This window comes from Aeromonas sp. R2-3, assembly GCF_040908375.1.
Taxonomy (GTDB): Bacteria; Pseudomonadota; Gammaproteobacteria; order Enterobacterales; family Aeromonadaceae; genus Aeromonas; species Aeromonas veronii.
Genome location: NZ_JBFODP010000017.1, coordinates 332,765 through 356,362, shown reverse-complemented (window position 1 = coordinate 356,362; position 23,598 = coordinate 332,765). Strand labels below are relative to the sequence as shown.

Below are 23,598 nucleotides of genomic sequence, written 5' to 3'. Positions count from 1 at the left end.
CCGATACTCTCCGTCAATTCCTGTCGCTATGTCGGGACACACAACCCACGCTTATAACTCAATTGGCCCCAAAGCCTGCATATCACACCATTTTGTGATAAGGTGGTGGCCAATTTTTAACACTTTCGCCTTTTTCTCATACGCTCTCTGTCCTGATTGACAACAAGCGAGGCAATAACAAGCAGCGCGCGGCGAAAGTGGAGTGTGGCGCAACACTGCCGGACGGGTGGCCCACAGCTGCAGTATCAAGGGTTAAATAGATAAGGAGATCGTGCAATGAAACAGTATCAAAGCTGGCTGGGGCAATACCTGATGAGTCGCCGTGACGGTGACCACGCCATGGCATGTGAGATGGCGAGTTCCATCTGCGAGTTCTGGCAGCAGCAGGGTGATGAAAACGAACTGGACAAGTGGCAGCAGATTTATCAGAACCATCTGGAAAAGACCACCTGATCCCGACCGTTGCCTTGCTGCCAGCCACGGTTGGCAGCAAGGCAACTCGCGACCAACCACCATCAGCCAACCCCTCTCCCCCAATTTTCCCGCTACGTTAAACCGCTACCTTCGTTCACTCGCGCTTTACCATCTTCATTTTGCTCTTGCGCACCGGCCTCTGTTCATTCCATCTCGGCAGCCATTTCCTGCGCCCAGTCGATAAAGGCCTGGATCTTGGGACACGCCCGATTGGGCAGGGTCGCCATGTAATAACGCTGCTCGCACTTGACCTCCAGCCCGGCAAAAGGGGCCACCAGCTCGTTGCGAGCCAGTCGCTTGCTCACCAGATTCTTGCGCCCCATGGCGATCCCGGCGTGATTCATGGCGGCGATGATGGCGAGATCCGAGCGATCAAAACCCATGCTCAGCTGGCATGCCTCGAGGCTGACCCCGGCGTGGCGAGCCCAGCAGCTCCATTCATCGGTATCCGAGTCAAATCCCCATGCCTGCCGATCATGGAGCAGCCGGCACAAGGACAAGTTGGCGGGATTGCCGACAAGCCCGTGCTGCTCGGCATATTCCGGGCTGCAGACCGGCAGCATGAACTCATCCATCAGCGGGTGGATGGCAAGCCGCTCCGGGCTCTTCTCATCGAAATAGAGGGTCAAATCGATGCCATAACCATGCAGGTTGATGTTCTCGTTGCCGGTGATGATATTGAGCTCGATCTGCGGATGCAGGCGGGAGAAATCAGCCAACCTGGGCACCAGCCAGCACTGGGCGATGGAGGGACGCGAATAGATGGTCAGGGTACCGGAGAGCTCCTGATTCTTGATCTCCAGGATCTCCTGATTGATGAACTCCAGCGAAGATTTGAGCGCCCAGAACACCCGCTGCCCATCCGCCGTCAGTACCACCTTGCGGTGAAAACGCTCAAAGAGCTTGAACCCCAGCTCCTCTTCCAGCGCGCTGATCCGGTGGCTCACGGCACTGGGACTCAGCGACAATTCATCAGCTGCCATGGCAAAGGATCCGTGGCGGGCGGCCGCCTCGAAGGTGTGCAACTTGGCCAGCTGGTAGCCACTCAGCAGCTTGTTGCGCGATATGTAATTATCCCCGTTATACATTCATCCCCCTCTTCGCAATGGCCACCGATGATACACCCACAGGCCACCTTCAGGATGAAGTCAAAAGACCCAAAGAATGTGATTTAGATAAATTGTGACCAATGTAGCGCCTTTGCATCACCTCAGATCACCCAAGTGGTCGATTTCATCATTTGTCAGCCCCGCCTCATTTTCATTCAATAAGCGCATAAACAATCACACACAACAGATGTCGAGGCGCAGTATGAGTTCAGAGGTATGGGTCATCGCTACCTTGCTAAGTAGCATCGTTCTTATCGTGGTCACCATAGTGAAGGGCAAGATCCACCCCTTTCTTGCCCTGCTGTTGGCCAGCTTCTATGTCGGCACCCTGATGGGGATGGAGCCCCTCAAGATGGTCAGCGCCATGGAAGCGGGCATTGGCGGCACGCTAGGCTTTCTCGCCGCCGTCATCGGTCTTGGCACCATACTCGGCAAGATGATGGAGGTGTCGGGGGCTGCGGAGCGCATCGGCCTCGCCCTGCAGAAATGCCGCTGGCTCTCGCCACAGGTCATCATGGTGCTGGTCGGTCTGGTATGTGGCATCACCCTCTTTGTCGAAGTCGGGGTGGTGCTACTCATTCCGCTCGCCTTCTCCATCGCCCGCAAGACCAACACCTCGCTGCTGACCCTGGCCATTCCGCTCTGCACCGCCCTGATGGCCGTGCACTGCATAGTGCCGCCCCACCCTGCTGCCCTCTATGTCACCAATCAGCTGGGGGCTGACGTCGGCTCGGTCATCGTCTATGGCCTCGCGGTCGGCCTCTTTGCCTCGCTGGTGGGCGGTCCGCTGTTTCTGAAGCTGCTGGGTAACCGGATTCCATTCAAGGAGGTGCCCGCTGCCTTTGCCGACATCAAGGCCCGCGATGAAGCAACTCTCCCGACTTTAGGCGCCTCGCTCTTCACCGTGCTGCTGCCCATCCTGCTGATGCTGGCCAAGACGGTCGCCGAGCTCAATATGGAGCACGCCAGCCACCTCTACACCGTGCTGGAGTTTATCGGCAACCCCATCACCGCCATGTTTATCGCCGCCTTCACCGCCTACTACGTGCTGGGGATCCGCCAGCAGATGAAGATGGAAGGGCTGCTCAACAAGACCGAGGAGTGCTTCTCCTCCATCGCCAACATTCGGCTCATCATCGGTGCGGGTGGCGCCTTCAACGGGGTGCTCAAGGCAAGTGGCCTGGGGCCACCATCCTCTCCCAGCTGGATATGCACCCCATTCTGCTGGCCTGGCTGGTGGCTATCGTGCTGCACGCCGCCGTGGGCTTCGCTACCGTTGCCATGATGGGCGCTACCGCCATCGTCTCCCCCATCATGGTGCACTACCCGAACATCAGCCCGGAGATCATGACCCTAGCCATCGGCTCCGGTGCCATTGGCTGCACCATGGTGACTGACTCTCTGTTCTGGCTGGTCAAGCAGTATTGCGGCGCCACCCTGAACGAAACGCTCAAGTACTACACCACCGCCACCTTTGTCGCCTCACTGATGGCGCTGGCCGGTACCTTCCTGCTCTCCTTTATCGTGTAACAAGACCGAGAACACTATGAAAAACATCGACGTACAACAGCTCACAGCGCAATTTCCACTGGTGCAATCCCTGATCGCGCTTGAGCCAGTCACCTGGTTCAACCCCAACACCACCACTCTGGCTGCCGGTCTGCCCTATGTGGGGCTCGATAACAACAATGTGGCGGACGCTTCCGCTCGGCTGGCCCGCTTCGCCCCCTACATGTGCGAAGCCTTCCCCGAGACCCGCGCCAGCAACGGTATTCTGGAGTCCGACATCGCCGCCATTCCGGCGATGCAGGCCACGCTCAACCAGCGTTATGGCGTTGAAGTCACCGGCAGGCTGCTGCTGAAAAAAGATAGCCACCTGCCCATCTCCGGCTCCATCAAGGCGCGAGGCGGTATCTACGAGGTGCTGACTCACGCCGAACAGTTGGCGATCAAGGCTGGTCTGCTCTGCGAAGAGGATGACTACCGCAAACTGTTCAGCGACGAGTTTCGCCAGTTCTTCAGCCAGTACAGCATCGCGGTAGGCTCTACCGGCAACCTTGGCATGTCCATCGGCATCATGAGCGCCAAGCTCGGCTTTACCGTCACCGTCCACATGTCAGCCGATGCGCGGGAGTGGAAGAAGCGCAAGCTGCGTGAACACGGCGTCATCGTGGTCGAATATGCCGAAGATTACGGGGTAGCGGTGGAACAGGGGCGCAAAGAGGCCGAACGCGACCCCAACTGCTTCTTTATCGACGACGAGAACTCCCGCACCCTGTTCCTCGGCTACTCGGTAGCGGGTGAGCGGGTGAAAACACAGTTCGACCAGATGGGTATCAAGGTGGATGCCGACCACCCGCTGTTTGTCTACCTCCCTTGCGGCGTGGGTGGCGGCCCGGGCGGCGTGGCCTTTGGTCTCAAGCTGGCGTTCGGAGACAACGTCCACTGCTTCTTCGCCGAGCCCACTCACTCCCCCTGCATGTTGCTGGGGGTCCACACCGGATTGCACGATGCCATTGCGGTGCAGGATCTGGGCATCGATAACCTCACTGCAGCCGATGGCCTCGCGGTAGGTCGCGCCTCCGGCTTCGTCGGCCGCGCCATGGAGCGGCTGCTCGATGGCTTCTACACCCTGAGCGATCAGGAGATGTATGACCTGCTGGGACTGCTGGCGCGCGATGAGCAGATCACACTCGAACCCTCCGCTCTGGCTGGTATGGCTGGCCCGTGGCGGGTGGCAGCCAATCCCGAGTGGCTAACCGGGCGCAGTTTCGATGCCGCAACCATGGCACAGGCCACCCATCTGGTGTGGGCCACCGGCGGTGGCATGGTGCCCGCCGAAGAGATGGCAAAGTACCTGGCCAGCGCCAAGATCTAGGCTTTTTCGCCACATTTATCTGCAAATCAACCCGCCATCACGGCGGGTTTTCTGTTTTGGGAACAAGGGGATGGGGCAGTTCTGTCGCAATCCATGGCGACAATTTCCCCAAGTTGGTCAGTTTGTGCTAAAATGGCGCTCATTTTTTGACATCTCGCGTCACGTTCGCCGCCAGATTGCCCATCGGGCTCTCTGCCCGGGTCGTGACTTTACACCATCATGCCTGATGATGTTCCCCCCAGGATGAGCCGACAGGCTCCCATCAAGGTGGGTACCCTCAAGGGCACATGAGATAAGGAGATCGGGTAATGAAACAATATCAAAGCTGGCTGGGAGATTATCTGATGAGCCGACGTGACGGAGATCACGCGATGGCTTCGGAACTTGCCAACACCATCTGCGCCTTCTGGAAGGCCCAGGGTGATGAAGCAGAGACCAGCAAATGGCAGCAACGCTATCAGCAACACGTAGAGCAGGCGCAATAAGCCCCTTCACTCTTTCGCGATAAAAAAACCGGCGCACATGGCGCCGGTTTTGCGTTTCTGGCAAGCAGCAGATTACATCTGGTCGATCATGTCCTGAGCAAACTGGGAGCAGGAGCGCAGGGTGGCCCCTTCCATCAGACGCTCGAAGTCATAGGTGACGGTCTTGTTGCGGATCGCCGCTTCCATCCCCTTGATGATGAGATCGGCCGCTTCAACCCAGCCCATGTGGCGCAGCATCATCTCGGCGGAGAGGATCAGGGAGCCTGGATTGACCTTGTCCTGACCGGCATATTTCGGTGCAGTACCGTGGGTCGCCTCGAACAGGGCCACGCCGTCACCGATGTTGGCACCCGGCGCGATGCCGATACCGCCTACCTGAGCGGCCAGCGCGTCGGAGATGTAGTCGCCGTTGAGGTTCATACAGGCGATGACATCATACTCGGCCGGACGCAGCAGGATCTGCTGCAGGAAGGCGTCGGCGATGACATCCTTGATGACGATGGTCTTGCCGGTTTTCGGGTTCTTGAAGGAGCACCAGGGGCCGCCGTCAATCAGCTGGGCACCGTACTCGTTCTGAGCCAGAGCATAACCCCAATCCTTGAAGGCACCTTCGGTGAACTTCATGATGTTGCCCTTGTGCACCAGAGTCACGGAGTCGCGATCGTTGTCGATGGCATACTCGATGGCGGCACGCACCAGACGCTCGGTACCGGCCTTGGACATCGGCTTGATGCCGATCCCGCAGGACTCGGGGAAGCGAATTTTCTTCACGCCCATCTCGTTTTGCAGGAAGGCGATCACCTTGTTCGCTTCGGCACTGTCGGCCTTCCACTCGATGCCGGCGTAGATGTCTTCGGCGTTTTCGCGGAAGATCACCATGTCGGTCAGATCAGGACGTTTCACCGGGCTCGGGGTGCCGTCGTAGTAACGCACCGGGCGCAGGCAGATGTAGAGATCCAGCTCCTGACGCAGGGCCACGTTGAGGGAGCGGATACCGCCACCGACCGGAGTAGTCAGCGGGCCCTTGATGGCCACGCAGTATTCGCGAATGAAATCCAAGGTTTCGGCCGGCAGCCAGGCACCTTCGCCATAGACATGAGTCGATTTCTCGCCGGTATAGATCTCCATCCAGGCGATCTTGCGCTCGCCCTTGTAGGCTTTCTCGACCGCAGCATTCACCACATTCAACATGGCAGGGGTTACGTCAACACCGATGCCATCCCCTTCAATAAACGGAATGATCGGATGGTTGGGAACCTGCAGCTTGCCGTTGGCATCGACTGTGATTTTCTGACCCTGGGTCGGGATTACTACTTTGCTTTCCATCGGCATCTCCTAACTTCCGTTTGTTATCAACTTGTTTGTTGCGCGCGGCCATCTTAGCCCATTCATTTTCATAATAAAACGACAAGAAAGCATGTCAGACCAAAGAGGTAGCCACCCGCCAGTGCGCCGTCACCACGCCTTCCCGACACAGCCCCGTTATTCCTCCAGCTCGCTGGCCGCAGCCTGCGGCTGACTCAGGGAACGATACTGGGAAGGGGTCAAGCCGGTCTTCTGTTTGAACACCCGGCAGAAGTAGTTCACGTCACTGTAACCGCAGCGACTGGCCACCTCTTCAAGACGAAAGCGGTACTTTTTCAGCATGAATTTGGCCCGATCGATCCGCACCCAGCTGATGTAATCGGCAAGGCGCATATGACCCTGCTCGCGGAACAGGTGGGAGAGATGGCTGGCCGAGACGTTGAAGCGGTGGGCAATGGAGTCACGGGTGATGGGACGGTGAAAGTTCTCCTGGATATAGATGCAGATCCCGTGAAAGAGCTCTGACCCCCGTGGCCGATCCGTGGCGGACTCCAGCAACAGCTGACGGGCACTCGCCAGCAGGGCCTGCAGCAGGTGATCATCGGTGGGGGAGCGACCGGGATCCTCGGTCAGTACGTTCAGCGCCGCCAAAATGTGTTCGATCACATGGCCCGCCCGCGCCATGATGCTGTGCTTTTGCACATCGAAGAAATCGGGATCTTCACGGCGCTTGCTCACCAGGCTGAACCCCAGCTGGCGTTTGCCAAAGAGCAGGCTCAGCACCGAGCAGTCGGTGGTCCAGAGCGGCTTGTTCCAGCCGTTGGGAGGGATATAGAGCGCCTGTCCCGGCAATACACTGATCTCTCTGACCCCCTCCTCCCTGTCCCAAATTTGGTTGAGATACTCGCCGCTAAAGACCAGCTCGAGGCGGGGAAAGTTGACCTGATAGCTGAAACTGGGTGGCACCCCCTGTTCACTGGCAAACCAGATTTGGTCAAATGGAACCTGTTCGCTCAGGGCTCCGTCGAGCAGTTGGCTGAAGATGAGAGACATGGTGATCCTGATCAAGAGAGAGGCAAGCGGTTGCGGCGCGCGCGACCGCCCATGTTATAGTCCGGTCCACAGCAGTAATGCCACCCTTTTCTGCACCCGATTTTCTTCAAACTAGACGAGGCGTCCCTTATGAGCAGTAGCGATCTGCCCTCCTTTCTGTTGATGCAAAACCCGATTCAAGGCTATGACTGGGGCAGTCATGACTCCCTCACCACCCTGTTTAGCATTCCCAACCCGCAAGGCAAACCCCAGGCCGAGCTCTGGATGGGGGCTCACCCCAACGGCTGCTCCGAGGTGACGCTGGCGGGCAGTGTGCAAAAGCTCTCTTCGGTGATCGACAGGGCTCCGGCCGCCGCGCTGGGTGAGGCCACCCTCGCCCGTTTTGGCAGCCTGCCGTTCCTGTTCAAGGTGTTGTGTGCCGAGAAGGCTCTCTCCATTCAGGTGCACCCGAGCAAGGCTCAGGCCGAAGCGGGCTTTGCCAAAGAGGAGGCCGCAGGCATCGATATCAAGGCGAGCAATCGCAACTACAAGGACCCGAACCATAAGCCGGAGCTGGTTTTTGCCCTCACCCCCTATCAGGCGATGAACGGCTTTCGCGCCATCCCGGCCATTCTGGCACTGTTCGAGCGGGTCAATCTGACGGCCATCGCCGATCTGACCGCAGCCCTTGCCGCCAGCCAGAACGAAGCGGGCCTGCAGCACTTCTTCCACCAGCTGCTGGTACTGGAAGGGGCGCGCAAGGAAGAGGCGCTGGCAGGGCTGCTAACCTATGCCGCCGCCCATCAGGATGAGGAGACGTTTGCCCTCATCACCAGTCTGGCGGCCCAGTACCCGGGAGATGTCGGTCTGTTCTCGCCGCTGCTGCTCAACGTGGTGACGCTTGATCCCGGTCAGGCGATGTTCCTCGATGCCTGCACCCCGCACGCCTATGTGCGCGGCACCGGCCTCGAGATCATGGCCAACTCGGACAACGTGCTGCGCGCCGGTCTCACCCCCAAATACATCGACGTGGCAGAGCTCTTGGACTGCACGCGCTGCCAGGCCAAACCGGATGACCAGATCCTGCTGTCCCCCCGCTGTGATGGCGCGGTACAGCACTTCGACGTGCCGGTACCTGACTTCACTTTCAGCGTCTACCCGGCAGGCGAGCATCAGCTCACCACTGCCAGCGCCGAGATCCTGTTTGCCATCGATGACACAGTGACCCTTAAGCAAGGCGAACAGTCACTGCGTCTGGAAAAGGGGCAATCTGCCTTTATTCCTGCAGCGACTGGCAGTTATCAACTGCTGGCCGAAGGGCGGGTCGCCCGCGCCGGCAACCGCTGCTAATCAGCATAAGAGCCGACTCTCGTTGGAGGGGGAATATGCCTCCCCCTCCCAACAGAGCAATATGGCCTACCAGTCAAGTCCGTCTGTATCTCTACTGCTCTCTTATGCCTACCTTCCTTCAGGCATCTCGCTCTGAAGTCCATCCCTGACTGCATCCTGCCCACAACCAGCTCCACAGGTTTGTCGCCCAAGCTTGGCGCTCCACTGATGCAGATGACTTGGTTTGCTGAAACGAAGAAAATTCCAGCCTGCACAAGCAACGACGACACTCTGAGTATCCGGCTAAAATGGAGGCAATAAAAATAACAACCCTACCCTCTACTATTTGCACCCTCTGATGAAAACTAAAACAGCACATAGATGCATCACCATTAAACCTTTCCCCGGCCATCATCATTCGGTCTGTAAACATTTAGTAGCCGTAGTCATACAGAACCATTAATAATGCAAACGAAAGGAATCTCTTTTGAATTTTCGAAATGCGGCCCTATTTATTAGTTGACCTATAATTTAATTCCAAACGGACCATTCGATCTTTGATGAGAATAACAGCACAAGAATAGGCTGTAAGATATTGATATGTAAGCGCATTTATTTTTGACCCTACTTTAAACTGACGTAATCCGTAAAAAAGCCAGGCCGCATGAACTGACAATTCAATCAATTTAAAAGCAGGGTAATGAGAGATTTGATATTTATTTTTTGATATGCCAACCAAACCTCATTGCAGTAAAGAAATAGACCTTAAATACCCTCTGTGATTAAGATCTCTTTTATTTGATTTATTTTTAAGGTATCACATCTATTCGCCGATATAAATTTCACACAAAGATCCCCTGACAAAAATAGATAAAAGAGGATATATGCTGACAAAAATGACAATTGGGCAAAAGCTGACCATGGCGTTTTCCACTCTCGCTTTGTTGATGCTGGGTTTTGCCTGGTTTGCCACTTTACAACTCTCCAATATTTACCGTGACGCCAGTGAGGTCAGCGACAATATCGTGCCCTCCATCCGGGCATCCAGCCAGATGCATGTGTCCTTGCTGGACGCTCGCCGTGCCGAACTGAACATGGTGATAGATGCACTGGGCAAGGATCCCGACTCCCTCAACAGCAGCACACAGTCTTTGGAAGCGGCAAAGAGTCAGTACATGGCCGCCGAGCAACGGTATGGATCGATGCCTTTTGTGTCGGAGCGAGATCGCAACATGTTTGCAGAGCTGAAAACTGCAGCAGCCAAATATTTTTCAGCCCATGGTGACTTGGAAACAGCCATACGGCAGGGAGATATTGCCAAGATGCAGTCGCTGATCAAAAACGAATCCCGCGCTGCCCTCGAGCAGGCAGGACAGGATGGTCTGGAGCTTCGCAAGGAGAACGATCGGGTCGCCAACCTGCTGACCAAGCAGAGTGAGGCTTCCTATGAACGGGCCAAACTGCTGAGCACTACAGTCGGTGCGCTAACCTTGCTGTTCGTCGTTATTGTGGCCTGGCTGCTGATCCGGCAGATCCGCAATCCTGTGATGACCCTGCTGGAGCAGACCCGCCAGGTAGCGGCAGGCAACCTCACCAGCCAACTCGACATGAAGCAATTCTCCCATGACGAACTGGGTAAGCTGGCTCAAGGGTTCAACGAGATGCAATCCAATCTGCGCATGCTGGTCAACGAGGTCTCCGGCTCGGTAGTGCAGTTGGGCGCGGCCGCCGAAGAGATCAGCGCGGTGGCACAACAATCGGCCAACAACATGGGCGCCCAGCAGCATGAGCTCAATCAGCTGGCCACAGCCATGAACGAGATGCAAGCCACGGTACAGGAGGTGGCCCGCAACACCAACGACGCCGCCAGCGCAGCAACGTCGGCCAGCGATACAGCCGCACAAGGCAGCGAGACCGTCAATGACTCAATCGGCAGGATTGAAAAGGTGGCTACCGCCATCGAAGAGACAGCTCTGGTGATCCGCCAGCTGGGTGATGACAGCCGAAATATCGGCATGGTGCTTGAAGTCATTCAGGGGATTGCCGAGCAAACCAACCTGCTGGCACTGAATGCGGCAATCGAGGCAGCCCGAGCCGGTGAACAAGGTCGTGGTTTCGCCGTGGTAGCAGATGAAGTCCGCACTCTGGCCAAACGAACCCAAGACTCCACTTCCCAGATCAACCACATCATCTCCGAACTGCAGCAGCGTGCTAACGAAGCGGGCGTCACCATGCAACAGAGTCAGGATATGATGTCCGAGACGGTCCACACAGCTCGCGAAGCGGGAGCCTCTATTGCCGACATAAGCAGCTCGGTTAACAGTATCTCTCAAATGAATATTCAGATTGCCACCGCAACTGAAGAGCAGGGGGCGGTAAGCGAGGAGCTCAATCGCAATGTAGTCAACATCAGCAATGCCTCGGAAGAAGTGGCGACCGGCGCCAAACAAATGGCTCAGGCTTGCAACGACCTCAACCTGTTGGCAACACAACTGCAGGAGGTTGTACGCAAGTTTCGGACATAACGCCCGATTCTCCTCCCCTCATTAATCAGCCCAATAAGGCTGAAGCACTAAACAGCCCGCCATTCATAAAAGTGGCGGGCTTTGTCAAACAAGGAACCATACAAAACCCGAAGACACCCATGCTGCACATAACAACTGATCAGTAGATGGATTAACTCACATCAAGAGCTGCTCTCCCTCTTTCTGATTGTTCTCTCAATGCGTTTTGCCAGCACCTTCACATTTTCCGCCCTCAAAGTAGCACACAAATCTCCATACCTCCGAAGCCGAAACCTTTTCGACGCACTGATGCAAGTAGCAAGATGCATTCACAATTAATTGTTTTTATTTAAAAAAATAAACATATCGGTATGAATTGGCTTTCATGATGATATGCGAGCTGGGTCACATGGCGACTTGCACAGCACAAAAATCCAGTAAACGGCACATTTGTCCGATTTCGGCACCGCGCCAACGGGAGAACAATATCCAGGTCAATTGTTCCCCCCATCATGCGGCTCGGCAACGGAGCCAGGAGAGTAATATGTTACCCACCATGACCAACGGCAGACTCATCTGCCTGGAGTTGAAGGCCACCAGCAAGGAGGCCCTGTTCGACGAGATGGCACAGATGCTGGCGCGCGATGGCGCCGTGTCTGATCAACAGCAATTCGTCAAGGATATCTGGGCCCGCGAGCAGCTGGACTGCACCGGCTTCGAGCAGGGTGTCGCCCTGCCCCACGCCAAGAGCAAGGCGGTCAGCCGTCCGGCCATTGCCATCGGTGTCAGCCGTCAGGGTATCGAGTACGGCGCCGAAGATGGCAAGCCAACTCAACTGATTTTCATGATCGCCTCCCCGGATGGCGGCGCCAACCACCATATCGAAGTGCTGGCCGAACTCTCTACCCGTCTGCTGGAGCCGGGCTTTATCGAGCAGATGAAAGCGGCCACTACCGTTGAGCAAGCGCTGACCCTGCTCAAACAGGGCCCGAAAATGGAAAAACCGGCGCCAGCCGCCAAACCGGCTGCCACTGCCCCGGCGGCCCCTGAAGAGCGCACCTTCAAGGATCGCCTCAACACCATGAAGCAGCACCTGCTGTTTGGTACCTCCCACATGATCCCCTTCATCGTGGCAGGCGGTGTGCTGCTGTCACTGTCGGTGATGATGAGCGGCAAGGGCGCCGTGCCGGAAGCGGGCTTCCTTAAAGACATGGCGACCATGGGTATCGCCGGCCTGACCCTGTTTACTGCCGTATTGGGCGGCTACATCGCCTACTCGCTGGCTGACAAGCCGGGCCTGGCTCCGGGCATGATCGGCTCCTGGATTGCCGTACAGCACTATCAAACCGGTTTCCTTGGCGCCATTCTGGTGGGCTTTATCGCCGGTTTCGTGGTCAATCAGCTCAAACGGATCAAGCTGCCTGACTCCATGACCTCCCTTGGTTCCATCTTCATCTATCCGCTGATCGGTACCTTCCTGGTGTGTGGCATCGTGATGTGGGGCATCGGTGCCCCGATCGCCGCCATGATGGAAGGGATGAACCACTGGCTCTCCAGCATGGCGGGCTCAGGTAAAGTGATGCTGGGTGCCATTCTGGGGGGGATGACCGCATTCGATATGGGCGGCCCGGTCAACAAGGTTGCTACCCTGTTTGCCCAGACTCAGGTCAACACCCAGCCCTGGCTGATGGGCGGCGTCGGTATCGCCATCTGTGTACCGCCGCTCGGTATGGCGCTGGCGACCTTCATGTCTCCGAAGCGTTACAAGAAAGAGGAGCGTGAATCCGGTAAAGCGGCCGCCATCATGGGCATGATCGGTATCAGTGAAGGTGCCATCCCATTCGCCGCTGCTGACCCTATGCGCGTTATCCCGGCCATCGTCGCAGGCGGCATCGTCGGCAACATCACCGGCTTCATGATGCACAGTATCAACCACGCCCCCTGGGGTGGCTGGATTGTCCTGCCGGTTGTTGAAGGCAAGATGGGTTACATCCTGGGTACCATCCTCGGCGCACTGACCACAGCCATCATCGTCAACCTGCTGAAGAAGCCGGTGAGCGAAGAAGATGACGTGACCACCACCCAAACCAGCTTCGAAGTCATTGAAGCGGAAGGAGAAGCAGACGTACTGGCCATCACTGCCTGCCCGTCTGGCGTGGCCCACACCTTCCTCGCCGCCAAGAGCCTGCAGAAGGCTGCCGCCCAGCAGGGGATCAAGATCAAGGTCGAGACCCAGGGCGCCAACGGCATCATCAACCGCATTACCGCCAAGGATGTCGCCAACGCCCGCTGCGTCATCTTCGCCCACGACGTGGCTATCAAGAACCGCGAGCGCTTCACCAATATCGAGGTCATCGATGTGAAGACCAAGGAGGCGATTCACAATCCGGAAGCACTGCTGGCCCGCACGCTGGGCAACAAGGCAAACGCCGCCTGATAGCAGTCAGACAGCTCATCACAAGGGGCCCATCGCGGGCCCCTTTTCGTTATCTGCCGAGCAACCGCACATCATCCCACCGACCAAGCCACTGATTTAAAACATATTAACCAGTCACATCACGGATCTTGGCGAGCCGTCACAGAACGGTGACGTGTAAAAAAACAGCAATTGAAGCGCTGGTCAGATCTCATGTCAAATGGCTCCGCCTACTAAACTGGAGCATCACAAAAATGATAAAAATCAATAAATTGGTTCTGGCTGTTACCCTCACCCTCACTGCCACCCCCTTGCTGGCGGCTCACTGGGCGTGTGGCGACCACGTACGCTTTGGCCTCCCCTCCGAATCGGATCAGAAGCTCTGCCGTGAAGGGTATGCGGTCGGCTACAACTACGACTACAAGGTGGCGGACTGGGTCTCCTACCGGATGACAGCCCAGAGCGCACAGGGCACAGTGCCCCGCAAGGATGCCTTCGCCGAGGACGGGGAGATCCCGGTCGCCTACCGCGCCACCCTCTCCGACTACAAGGGCTCGGGCTACGACCGTGGCCATCAGGCCCCGGCGGGGGACATGAAATCGAACAAGAACACCATGAAAGAGAGCTTCCTGCTGAGCAACATGACGCCGCAGATCGGGGTGCTCAACCAGAAGGCGTGGCGCGTGCTGGAGGACAAGGTGAACAAGTGGGCGGTCTCCCGCAAGGATGTGCAGGTGATCACCGGCCCCATCTTTACCGGCTCTGAAGAGTCTATCGGTCAGGGTGTGGCGATCCCGAGCGCCTACTACAAGATCGTGATGGACCCGGCCAGACTGCAGGCCATCGCCTTTATCATGCCGCAGGAAGAGGTGCCTATTAGCCAGATCGCCGACTACCGGGTCTCGGTGCGCGAGGTGGAGGAGCAGACCCAACTCAACTTCTTCAGCGATATGCCCGAAGAGCAGCAAGAGACCCTGGAAGCCCGCATCTCCCCGATGTGGAACTGACTACGAACACTCGCCAACAGATGGATTGACTCCCCATCTCTCTTGAATCACGATAGAGGAAGGGGCCCGCGCCCCTCCCAGCAGGGGGAGTCACGCTCCCCCTGTCCCTTTCAGATGGCTGCTGACCCGTTGCGGCCACTTTTGCGGCCACTGGTGTGGCATCACCCGACGACCCGCCCCGACTCACAGTTTGCCGCACCGTTAACTGCTATATTGCCCTCTCTTTGGCACTAACAGACTGAATTGACGCATATTTGCCTTATCCCATCGGCCCACACGCCGGCGCACCACGGCGCGATTCAGCCCGACAGAGGACCTTTTGATGAAACAGACCCTACTTGCCCTCACCCTCGGCGGCCTGCTGGCGCTCTCACCCCTCGCCCTACAAGCGGCCGAGAGCTCGATGCAGATGGAGCACGACCTCAATACCCTGGTCAGCAAACGCCAAGCGGTGGACATGCTGCTCGGCGAAGCGCTGCAGATCTACAAGTCGCCAGCCAAAATCTCCCACGCCGGTTTTACCGCCAAGATGCCGAGCAATATGGAGCTGGTGACCGAGCGGCTGCTGGCCGCCTACCAGCTGGAACCCTACCGCACCGACCTGCTCATCTCGGCGGCCAACGCCCAGATCTACAACGGCAACCTGAGCCGCGCCATCACCTTGCTGGAGCAGGCGCAGGCCGTCGCCCCCGATGATCTCGACATCAACAGCTATCTCGCCATCTGGCAGCTGGTGAAGGGTAACAAGGAGGCTTCCCGCAGCTATCTGGCGAAAGTGGCGGATCGCAACAGTGGCCGCGCTGCCGATCTGGAGGAGATCATAGCCCGGGTGCAGCGGATCACCGCCGCCCCGCTGCAGACCGAACTGACCGAGGATCAGGTCAAGGCCAGCAGGGAGGGCAAACGCGCCATCGTCACTCTGGGCTACGCCCTCAATCCCGACGGCAGCATGGACAAGATCCTGCTGGGCCGTCTGCAAACCACCCTTGAGCTGGCCAAGGCCGACCCGGAGGCGCTGATCATCCTGACCGGTGGCGTGCCCCAGAACCGCCAGACCGAGGGCAAGCTGATGGCCGACTGGCTGGCCAACCACGGCATCGATCGCAGCCGCCTGATTGAAGAGAACTACGCCACCAGCACGGTGGATAACGCCCTCTACAGCGCCTATGCCCTCGCCCGCCACCAGATTGACTATGCGGTGCTGGTAAGCTCCGCCAGCCATGTGCGCCGCGGCCAGACGGTGCTGGAAATCGCCTGCGACCAGATTGGCCCGGCCAACATCAAGGTGGCGAGCGTCAGCTACCCCGACAAGCCCCTCGAGGAGCTGGCTACCCCGAGCGAGAGCGAGCTGCTCGGCATCTACCGCGACGCCCTGCGCACCTACGGCATGTGGAGCTACCGCTCCGCCCCGCTGATTGAGCGTTGATCGGCCATCAAAACGAAAAAGAGAGGGAGGCGTGATGCCTCCCTCTCTTTTTATTGACCGATGATTGGCCAAGCCGCGCCCGTTAGCTGACGATAAAGCCCTGTGAGGAGGCCGCTTTGGGATCGTCACCGAAGCGGTTTGGCCCCTGCTGACCGTTGCAAACCATAAAGTAGATAAGCACCAGGGTGCCGATAATGGGGATAAGCCCGAGCAGCAGCCACCAAGCGCTGCGGTCGGTATCGTGCAGACGACGGGCCGCCACCGCCAGCGATGGCAGCAGCACCGCCAGCGAATAGATGGAGCTGATCAGCTCATTGTCGCCGCCGATCAACTTGTCCACCATGCCGAGCAGCAACATGACGATGACGTTGCACAGCACGAACATCCAGTATTCGGTGCGACGGGCCCGCCCGCTGAATACCGCATATTGCTTGAGGACCGAGATATACCAGTTCATTGCGCCTCCTGAGTGGCCTTTATGCCTATGAATAAAAAAGAGAGTCGATAAAACAAGTAGTTAAGAGCTTAGCGCGATCATCCCCCCGAGTCGACAATGATGCCCGAACGCCTCCCAAACTAATCAGCTGCGGCAATCATTGACCGACTAAGCCGAGAGATAATTTGCCCTGCAACAGGGCAAATCACCCCCATCAGCGCATCACTCTCGTCACAAGCAGGAAAATGGTGCTTAATAATCCATTAGCAATCGTATGGACTCAGCGTGAGGATAGCGGTAGATTCGGCGCCCAATCCTGAACAGGATCTGTGTCTCCCTCCCATAATGAATCCACTTATTCATTACTTCTCCTAACACAGGGATAGCCATGAGTATTACACGCAGAGATTTTCTCAACGGCGTTGCCATCACCATTGCGGCAGGCGTCGCCCCCATCAATCTGCTCAAGGCTGCCGAAGGCGGCAGCACGCTGGCGGATAAAACCCTGGCCTACCCGCCCGCCCTCACCGGACTGCGCGGCAACCACCCGGGCTCCTTCGAACCGGCCCACAGTATCGCCCGTGACGGCAAGCAGTATGACTTTGCCAATATTCCCCTTGAGGGGGAGTACGATCTGGTGATCGTCGGCGCCGGGATCAGCGGTCTGGCCGCTGCCTGCTTCTATCAGCAACTGCTCGGCGTGGATAAGAAGATCCTGCTGCTCGACAACCACGATGACTTCGGCGGCCACGCCAAGCGCAACGAGTTCACCACCCCCGATGGCCTGCGTCTGGGTTACGGCGGCAGTGAGTCCCTGCAATCACCGCGTTCGGTCTACAGCCCGGTGGCGCTGGGGCTGCTCAAGGCGCTGGAGGTCAACATCGACGAGCTGGCCGCCGGTTTCCAGCAGACCTTCTATCCGGATCTGGGGCTCAGCCGTGGCGTCTATTTCGACGAGAAGCACTTTGGCGTCAACAAGATAGTGAACGGGGATCCGGGTCACAACGTGGCGGATGACATCCCCCGCGATCGCCTGAACGGCCGGCCGCTGGCAGAATTTATCGGTGACTTCCCCCTCGATGATGCCGACAAGGCCGCCCTGTTGGCCCTGCACGAATCGAAGATCGACTACCTGAGCGGCATGACCCGCGAGCAGCAGGACGAGTGGGTGACTCGCAACAGCTACACCACCTTCCTGCGCGACAAGGTGGGTCTGAGCGAACGAGCCATCACCTACTTCCAGCAGCGCACCAACGACTTCCAGGCGGTCGGCATCGACGCCACCGCCTGCGCCGATGCGCGCCTCTGCGCCTTGCCGGGGTTCGACGGCCTCAATCTGACGCCGCTTGATGCCGAGGAGCAGGCGGAGCTGGACGACCCCTACATCTTCCACTTCCCCGATGGCAACGCCGGTCTCACCCGCCTGATGGTACGCAAGCTCATTCCGCAGGTGGCGCCGGGTCACACCCTGCAGGATGTGGTGCTGGCCAAGTTTGACTACAGCAAGCTCGACCTGCCTGAGCACAAGGTGCAACTGCGCCTTGGCAGCACGGCGTTGCAGGCCAAAAACGTGCACCTCGCCGATGGCAAGCTGGCGGTGGATGTCACCTACATCAAGGAGGGGAAACTGCACCGGGTGCGGGCCAAGCAGTCGATCATGGCGGGCTACAACATGATGATCCCCTACATGGTGCCCGAGATGCCGGAGCCCCAGAAGGAGGCGCTGCGCCAGAATGCCAAGGCGCCGCTGGTCTACACCAAGGTGGTGATCAAGAACTGGCAAGCCTTCGTCAAGCTGGGGGTACACGAGGTCTACTCCCCGGCAGCACCCTATAGCCGGGTCAAGCTCGACTATCCGGTCAGCATGGGTGGCTACGAGCATCCCAAGAGCCCGGATCAGCCGATGTGCCTGCACATGGTCTATGTGCCGACCCTGCCGGGCAGCGGCCTCTCGGCACGCGAACAGTCCCGCAAGGGGCGCGCCATGATCCTCGGCATGCCGTTCGAGCAGCATGAGCAGATGATCCGCGAGCAGTTGCAAGGGATGCTCGGCAGCGCCGGTTTCAACCATGAGCAGGATATCCTCGCCATCACGGTCAACCGCTGGTCTCACGGTTACTCCTATGTCACCAACACCCTGTTTGATGACGAAGCGCAGTGCGAAAAATGGATTGAACTGGGTCGCCAGCCGATCGGCAACATCACCATCGCCAACTCGGATGCAGGCTGGAGCCCCTACGCCCACGCCGCCATCGACGAAGCGTGGCGCGCCGTCAACGAGCTGGTTGCCATGAGCAAGGGAGGTGCCCAATGAACCGCGCCCTGTCACTGACCGCCAGCACCCTGCTGCTGGCCCTGCCCGCCCTTGCCGCCAACGCAGCCCCCGCCATGTCGGCAGGCGAATACGTGGCCAAGCTGGGCGATTGCGCTGCCTGTCACACCAGCGAGACCAGCAAGCCGCTGGCGGGCGGCAAAGGGTTCCCGACCCCCATCGGCACCGTATTTGCCACCAACATCACCCCGGACAAGACCCACGGTATCGGCAACTACAGCCTGCCGGAGTTCATCAAGGTGATGCGCGAAGGGGTGGCCCGCGATGGGCATCGCCTCTATCCGGCCATGCCCTACACCGCCTACGCCAAGATGAGCGATAAGGATCTCGAAGATCTCTATCACTACCTGATGAAGGAGGTACAGCCGCTGGCCATCGCCAACAAGGAGAGCGACATCCCCTGGCCCCTCAACATGCGCTGGCCGCTGATGGGCTGGAACTGGGTCTATCACGATGACAGCCGCTTCACCCCGGTCGCTGGCAAGAGCGAAGAGTGGAACCGCGGCGCCTATCTGGTGCAGGGTGCCGGTCACTGCGGCAGCTGCCACACCCCACGCGGATTGGGGATGCAGGAGAAAGCGCTGACCGAGGCGGATCCCGTCTACCTGAGCGGTGCTGCGCTGGATGGCTGGTATGCCCCCGATATTCGCGGCAGCCGTTACAGCAAGCAGGCGCTGATCGACCTGCTGAAAACCGGCCGCAGCCAGCATGAAGCGGTCGCGGGCCCCATGGGGGAAGTGATCACTCACAGCAGCCAGTATTTCAGCGACGCCGATCTGGCCAGCATCGCCACCTATCTCACCGATCTGAAAGATGAACCGGTGGCGGAGAAAGGGGCCCGCGCCTACGCCAGTGCCAGCGGCAAGGCGGACTACGCCATGTACTGCTCCACCTGTCACGGGGTCAACGGCCAGGGCAATGACCACGTCATCCCCTCGCTGGTCAACAACCGCACCGTGCTGGCGAGCGATCCGTCGAGCCTGATCAATGTGCTGCTGCACGGCGCCGAAACACCGGTCACCCACGACCATCTGGGTTACCACATGCCGGGCTATGGCTGGACCATGGATGATGAGCGGCTCGCCGAGCTGGTCAACACCCTGCGCGCCTCCTGGGGCAATGAAGGCACCGCCGTCAAGGCGGCGGCGGTCAAGACCCAGCGCGAGCTGCACGGCAAGGAGTAAGGGCGGTCAGCTCTCTCTTGGCCAAGTGCCATAAAAAACGGGCTTCCACTGGAGGCCCGTTTGCTATTGATGAACCAGGTTCCGGTACTTATCCCTTGCGGGATTTTGGCCCCGGCAGTGGCGCCGTTGGCTGGCGGTAATCGCCATAGGGGAAGATATTGCGAAACCGCTGGGCCACCGGCTCGGGGATGGAGCGGGAGAAGATCAGCCTGACGTCATCGCCATCGCGCTGCCCCACAATGCGACCGCGCACCGTGTCGTGGCGCAGGATCTGCTTGGCATGCTCAATAAAGGCGGGTGACACCTTGCCCTGCTTGACCACCACCTTGCCGGGGGCAAGGCGGATTTCGAACAGGGCACCACGCCCCAGCTTCATCAACCACCAGATCAGGGCTATCGCCACTATCAAGGAAATCCAGGCCATCTTCATCCCTCCCAAGCTCTTGATATAAGGCAGTATAAGCGGCCGTGCGCTCCGATTGTTTGGCGCCGATCACAGCTCCCGCGTCAGCGCAATAGCGCCTCTTTGCTCAGCAATCCTTGCCCAAGCCCACCAGCGTCTCGCGATAGAGCGCCAGCAAGGCTTCATCGCGCACCGCCACCCCGACCTGCTGCGGGCGATAGGCTGCCCAGTCATCGTGGGAGTGGCGCTTGCCATCGAACTTTTGCAGGGTGTGGCCGATGGCCGGACCGCTGGTGATCACCCGTACCGGCCCTTCCCGCAGGGTAAAGAGGGTCGGGTCAATGACATAGGCGATGGCGGACGGGTCGTGGACATGGCAACCGGAGAGCCCCAGCTTCTCGGAGTAGAAGCGCAGATAGAAGCGGCTGACATCCCACAGGAAGCGGCCCGGCTCCCCCGCCTCGTCGCGCAGCGCATCGAGATAGTCGCCGCTGAAGAAGCTCTGCTGGGTCACGTCCAGCCCGATGATCACCACAGGCCAATCGGCGGTAAAGACCCGGTCGGCGGCATCGGGATCATCGTGAATATTGGCCTCGGCATAGGGGGTCACGTTGCCACGATGGCCGTTGACGCCAAAGGCGCCGCCCATCACTACCACCTGTTTCACCAGCGAGACAATCTCGGGCGCCTGTTGTAGCGCCAGCGCCAGATTGGTCAGCGGGCCGATAGTGACTATGGTGATCTCCCCCGGCGCGGCTTTCACCGCCTCGACAATATATTGCCAAGCGGGGCGAGGATCCGGAGCGATAGTCACCTCCCCCGCCTCCATGTCGCCAAAGCCGCTCGGGCCGTGGACTATGGTGGTGGGGCCGACCGGCTCGCGCAGCAGCGGGGCAGCCGCGCCTTTGGCCACATCCGCCTTCATGCCGTACTTCTGCTTGAGCCAGAGGGCGTTGCGGGTGCCATTGTCGATGGTGGCGTTACCAAAAACAGTGGTGATGGCGAGCAGCTCGATGGCGGGATGGGCCTCGGCAAAGAGGATGGCCATGGCATCGTCGATACCCGGGTCGGTATCCAGAATGATTTTATGGGTCATGAGAAATTCCTACGGTGACAAACCCTGCGACAAAAGGGAGAGTCTACCCGGCTAACGGCCCCGTATCCCGGCATGGGATCACAGAGCGGGCCTTTGCTCTCGGCAACGACACGCTGCTGGCGACAATCTGCACAAGAAACGGCGCGGCCCTGTTGCCAGCACCGCGCCCTTTATCGTTCTTCGTTATCTGCTATCTGACAGTGATCTGCCTGACCGGATCCTCAGTGTTTGCGGTGCCAACGCGGTGAGGTCGCCTTCTCCCCCCAGGGGGTGACGCAGGGGAGCAGCGCCCCTTCAATCACCATCTCGCTGCCCGCCAGCGCTTCGGCGATCTTCTGGTGCAGCACCCGCAGTACCTTGCCCTCGTGCTCGGCCAGAGAGTGGCCCGCGGCAAAGAACTCCGGCTGATATTGCAGTGCCAGCTTCTGGGCGAATTCGTAGGTGTTGAAGCAATCCGGCATCCGCTCAACCACATCTTCAAGCCGGGCCAACAAGCTGTTCAGTTCCCTGGTCATAGTGCTCTCTCCGTGTAGGTTAATAGCCAAAAACTACCCCTTATTAGATAAGTCACCAACGAGCAAACCACAAAAGTGTGGGGAGACACACAGTTCTCTCTTGCGTCTGGCTCGTGGTGAACGGCAGACAGCTTGCCAGCTTTACATTCCGGTAACAAACAGCTAGATTTAGACCGACTAATCAGTCGGTCATTTTTCATGCGGAGAACAACATGGGTGCGGCGCAGCTTCAACACACTCCTGAGGATATCCTCGCCATCAAATTGTCCCTGCCGGATCAGCTGGCACGGCTCAAGCGGGCGAGTCTGGCTCATCCCATGCCTACCCTGGCCGAGCGCCGGGCGCAGCTGACCAAACTCAAACAGGCGTTGCTCGCCCACAAGGGGCAGCTGTGCAAGGCGCTGGCGGCAGATTATGGTCAGCGCAGCCACTACGACAGCCTGATCGCCGATGTGCTGCCCTGCATCATGCAGATCAACTACACCCAGAAGCGGCTCAAGCGCTGGATGCAGCCCCACCGCCGTCACACCGGCCTGCTGCTGGCCCCCGCCAAAGTAGAGGTGCACTTCCAGCCGCTCGGGGTGGTCGGCATTATCGTGCCGTGGAACTTTCCGGTGATGCTGAGCCTTGGCCCCCTCATCACCGCCATCGCGGCGGGCAACCGGGCGATGCTGAAACTCTCCGAGTTCACCCCTCATACCAACGCCGTGCTGCGCACCATGCTCACCAGCGTGTTTGACGAAAACGAGATCGCCATCATCGAAGGGGATGCCCAGATGGCGGCGGCGTTCAGCTCGCTGCCGTTCGATCACCTGCTGTTTACCGGCTCAACCATGGTGGGCAAGCTGGTGATGGCCGCCGCCGCGCCCCAGCTCACCCCCCTCACCCTTGAGCTGGGTGGCAAGAGCCCCTGTCTCATCGCCCCCGACATGCCGGTCGCCACCGCGGTCGAGCGGATGATCTTCGGCAAGAGCCTCAACGCCGGGCAGATCTGCGTCGCCCCCGACTATGTGCTGCTGCCCCGCAGCGAGGTGGATAACTTTATCGCCGCCTATCGCCGCCACTTCAGCAAGCTCTACCCGCAGGGGCTCAATAGTGCAGACTACGGCGCCATCATCAACGACCGCCAGTATCAGCGCCTCGTCAGCTGGCTGGATGAAGCCGAGCAGGCGGGTGCCCAGCTCCACCCCTGTGGCAGCCCGGCCCGCGATGACCAGCGTCGCCTGCTGGTGCCCCACCTGCTGACCGGGGTACCAAGTCAGTGTCAGGTGATGCAGCAGGAGATCTTCGGGCCGCTGCTGCCGCTCATTCCCTACGACACCCTGGAGGAGGCACTCGCCTATGTGGCTGAGCGGCCCCGCCCGCTGGCCCTCTATCTGATGAGCTTCGATCCCGAGTTGCAGGCACGGGTGACCCGGGAGACCCACTCCGGCGGCATGGCGATCAACGAGAGCCTGTTTCAGGTGGCGGCCGACGATGTGCCGTTTGGCGGCATCGGCGCCTCCGGCATGGGCCACTACCACGGCCACGAGGGGTTTCTTACCTTCTCCAAGGCGAAAACCGTGCTGACCCGCGGCAAGTTCACCACCGGCTCCCTGATCCATCCCCCCTACCACAGCTGGATCCAGAGGCTGATGATGGCCTTCTTCCTGCGCTGATGGAGATGA

At 58.9% G+C, this 23,598-nt stretch carries 18 protein-coding genes and 1 pseudogene; 12 read left to right on the top strand and 7 right to left on the bottom strand.

Features of this window, described 5'->3' with window-relative positions:
• The first annotated feature begins 276 nt into the window (after positions 1-276).
• A complete protein-coding gene (locus AB5Z02_RS07275) occupies positions 277-453 on the top strand; it encodes a hypothetical protein (RefSeq protein ID WP_005337704.1) in 177 nt (58 codons plus the stop codon).
• A 164-nt stretch (positions 454-617) separates the two neighbouring features.
• Here AB5Z02_RS07275 and dsdC read toward each other — a convergent pair whose 3' ends face one another.
• The gene (gene dsdC, locus AB5Z02_RS07270) at positions 618-1,562 is read right to left on the bottom strand and encodes a DNA-binding transcriptional regulator DsdC (RefSeq protein WP_111899514.1); all 945 of its coding nucleotides are present in this window, start codon (positions 1,560-1,562) and stop codon (positions 618-620) included.
• A gap of 223 nt (positions 1,563-1,785) precedes the next feature.
• On the opposite strand from dsdC, the pseudogene dsdX reads away from it, so the two are divergent.
• The 3 genes and pseudogenes from dsdX to AB5Z02_RS07255 all read left to right on the top strand — a co-directional run bounded on the left by dsdX (position 1,786) and on the right by AB5Z02_RS07255 (position 4,946).
• Positions 1,786-3,113: pseudogene (dsdX, locus tag AB5Z02_RS07265) on the top strand (D-serine transporter DsdX).
• 16 nt (positions 3,114-3,129) lie between these two features.
• Positions 3,130-4,461 (top strand): D-serine ammonia-lyase, encoded by a 1,332-nt coding sequence (locus tag AB5Z02_RS07260; protein ID WP_368215709.1) that lies wholly within the window; start codon positions 3,130-3,132, stop codon positions 4,459-4,461.
• 308 nt (positions 4,462-4,769) lie between these two features.
• Positions 4,770-4,946 carry a hypothetical protein gene (locus AB5Z02_RS07255; protein WP_005337712.1) on the top strand — a complete coding sequence of 59 codons (177 nt, stop codon included), beginning with the start codon at positions 4,770-4,772 and terminating at the stop codon, positions 4,944-4,946.
• Positions 4,947-5,018: 72 nt separating this feature from the next.
• Here AB5Z02_RS07255 and icd read toward each other — a convergent pair whose 3' ends face one another.
• A complete protein-coding gene (gene icd, locus AB5Z02_RS07250) occupies positions 5,019-6,272 on the bottom strand; it encodes an NADP-dependent isocitrate dehydrogenase (protein ID WP_005347179.1) in 1,254 nt (417 codons plus the stop codon).
• A 156-nt stretch (positions 6,273-6,428) separates the two neighbouring features.
• Positions 6,429-7,304 carry a helix-turn-helix transcriptional regulator gene (locus AB5Z02_RS07245; protein WP_368215707.1) on the bottom strand — a complete coding sequence of 292 codons (876 nt, stop codon included), beginning with the start codon at positions 7,302-7,304 and terminating at the stop codon, positions 6,429-6,431.
• A gap of 129 nt (positions 7,305-7,433) precedes the next feature.
• Here AB5Z02_RS07245 and manA point away from each other — a divergent pair, with 129 nt between their 5' ends.
• From manA to AB5Z02_RS07220, 5 genes are all read left to right on the top strand, one after another.
• Positions 7,434-8,633, top strand: a complete 1,200-nt coding sequence (manA, locus tag AB5Z02_RS07240; RefSeq protein WP_231719657.1) for a mannose-6-phosphate isomerase, class I — start codon at positions 7,434-7,436, stop codon at positions 8,631-8,633.
• An 863-nt stretch (positions 8,634-9,496) separates the two neighbouring features.
• The gene (locus AB5Z02_RS07235; RefSeq protein WP_368215704.1) at positions 9,497-11,137 is read left to right on the top strand and encodes a methyl-accepting chemotaxis protein; all 1,641 of its coding nucleotides are present in this window, start codon (positions 9,497-9,499) and stop codon (positions 11,135-11,137) included.
• Between the two features lie 523 nt (positions 11,138-11,660).
• Entirely contained in the window at positions 11,661-13,553 is a 1,893-nt protein-coding gene (locus AB5Z02_RS07230; protein WP_231719655.1) for a PTS fructose transporter subunit EIIC, read from the top strand.
• A gap of 233 nt (positions 13,554-13,786) precedes the next feature.
• Positions 13,787-14,539, top strand: coding sequence for a DNA/RNA non-specific endonuclease (locus AB5Z02_RS07225; RefSeq protein ID WP_368215703.1), 753 nt, complete (start codon positions 13,787-13,789; stop codon positions 14,537-14,539).
• Between the two features lie 322 nt (positions 14,540-14,861).
• Positions 14,862-15,965 carry a YdcF family protein gene (locus AB5Z02_RS07220; protein WP_111899504.1) on the top strand — a complete coding sequence of 368 codons (1,104 nt, stop codon included), beginning with the start codon at positions 14,862-14,864 and terminating at the stop codon, positions 15,963-15,965.
• 82 nt (positions 15,966-16,047) lie between these two features.
• On the opposite strand, the gene AB5Z02_RS07215 is transcribed toward AB5Z02_RS07220, so the two are convergent.
• The gene (locus AB5Z02_RS07215) at positions 16,048-16,422 is read right to left on the bottom strand and encodes a DUF805 domain-containing protein (protein ID WP_111899503.1); all 375 of its coding nucleotides are present in this window, start codon (positions 16,420-16,422) and stop codon (positions 16,048-16,050) included.
• A 367-nt stretch (positions 16,423-16,789) separates the two neighbouring features.
• Here AB5Z02_RS07215 and AB5Z02_RS07210 point away from each other — a divergent pair, with 367 nt between their 5' ends.
• Entirely contained in the window at positions 16,790-18,715 is a 1,926-nt protein-coding gene (locus AB5Z02_RS07210) for an NAD(P)-binding protein (RefSeq protein ID WP_368215700.1), read from the top strand.
• A complete protein-coding gene (locus AB5Z02_RS07205; RefSeq protein ID WP_368215698.1) occupies positions 18,712-19,917 on the top strand; it encodes a cytochrome c in 1,206 nt (401 codons plus the stop codon). Before AB5Z02_RS07210 ends, AB5Z02_RS07205 begins: the two co-directional genes overlap by 4 nt.
• Positions 19,918-20,005: 88 nt before the next feature.
• On the opposite strand, the gene AB5Z02_RS07200 is transcribed toward AB5Z02_RS07205, so the two are convergent.
• The 3 genes from AB5Z02_RS07200 to AB5Z02_RS07190 form a co-directional block, all read right to left on the bottom strand.
• Entirely contained in the window at positions 20,006-20,341 is a 336-nt protein-coding gene (locus AB5Z02_RS07200; protein ID WP_075115344.1) for a DUF3634 family protein, read from the bottom strand.
• Positions 20,342-20,447: 106 nt separating this feature from the next.
• Complete coding sequence (locus AB5Z02_RS07195; protein WP_368215696.1) at positions 20,448-21,416, bottom strand: nucleoside hydrolase; 969 nt, start codon at positions 21,414-21,416, stop codon at positions 20,448-20,450.
• Between the two features lie 221 nt (positions 21,417-21,637).
• Complete coding sequence (locus AB5Z02_RS07190; RefSeq protein ID WP_005353197.1) at positions 21,638-21,931, bottom strand: hypothetical protein; 294 nt, start codon at positions 21,929-21,931, stop codon at positions 21,638-21,640.
• A 212-nt stretch (positions 21,932-22,143) separates the two neighbouring features.
• Between AB5Z02_RS07190 and AB5Z02_RS07185 the strand changes: the two genes are divergently transcribed.
• Complete coding sequence (locus AB5Z02_RS07185; protein WP_040067901.1) at positions 22,144-23,589, top strand: coniferyl aldehyde dehydrogenase; 1,446 nt, start codon at positions 22,144-22,146, stop codon at positions 23,587-23,589.
• Positions 23,590-23,598 lie beyond the last annotated feature (9 nt).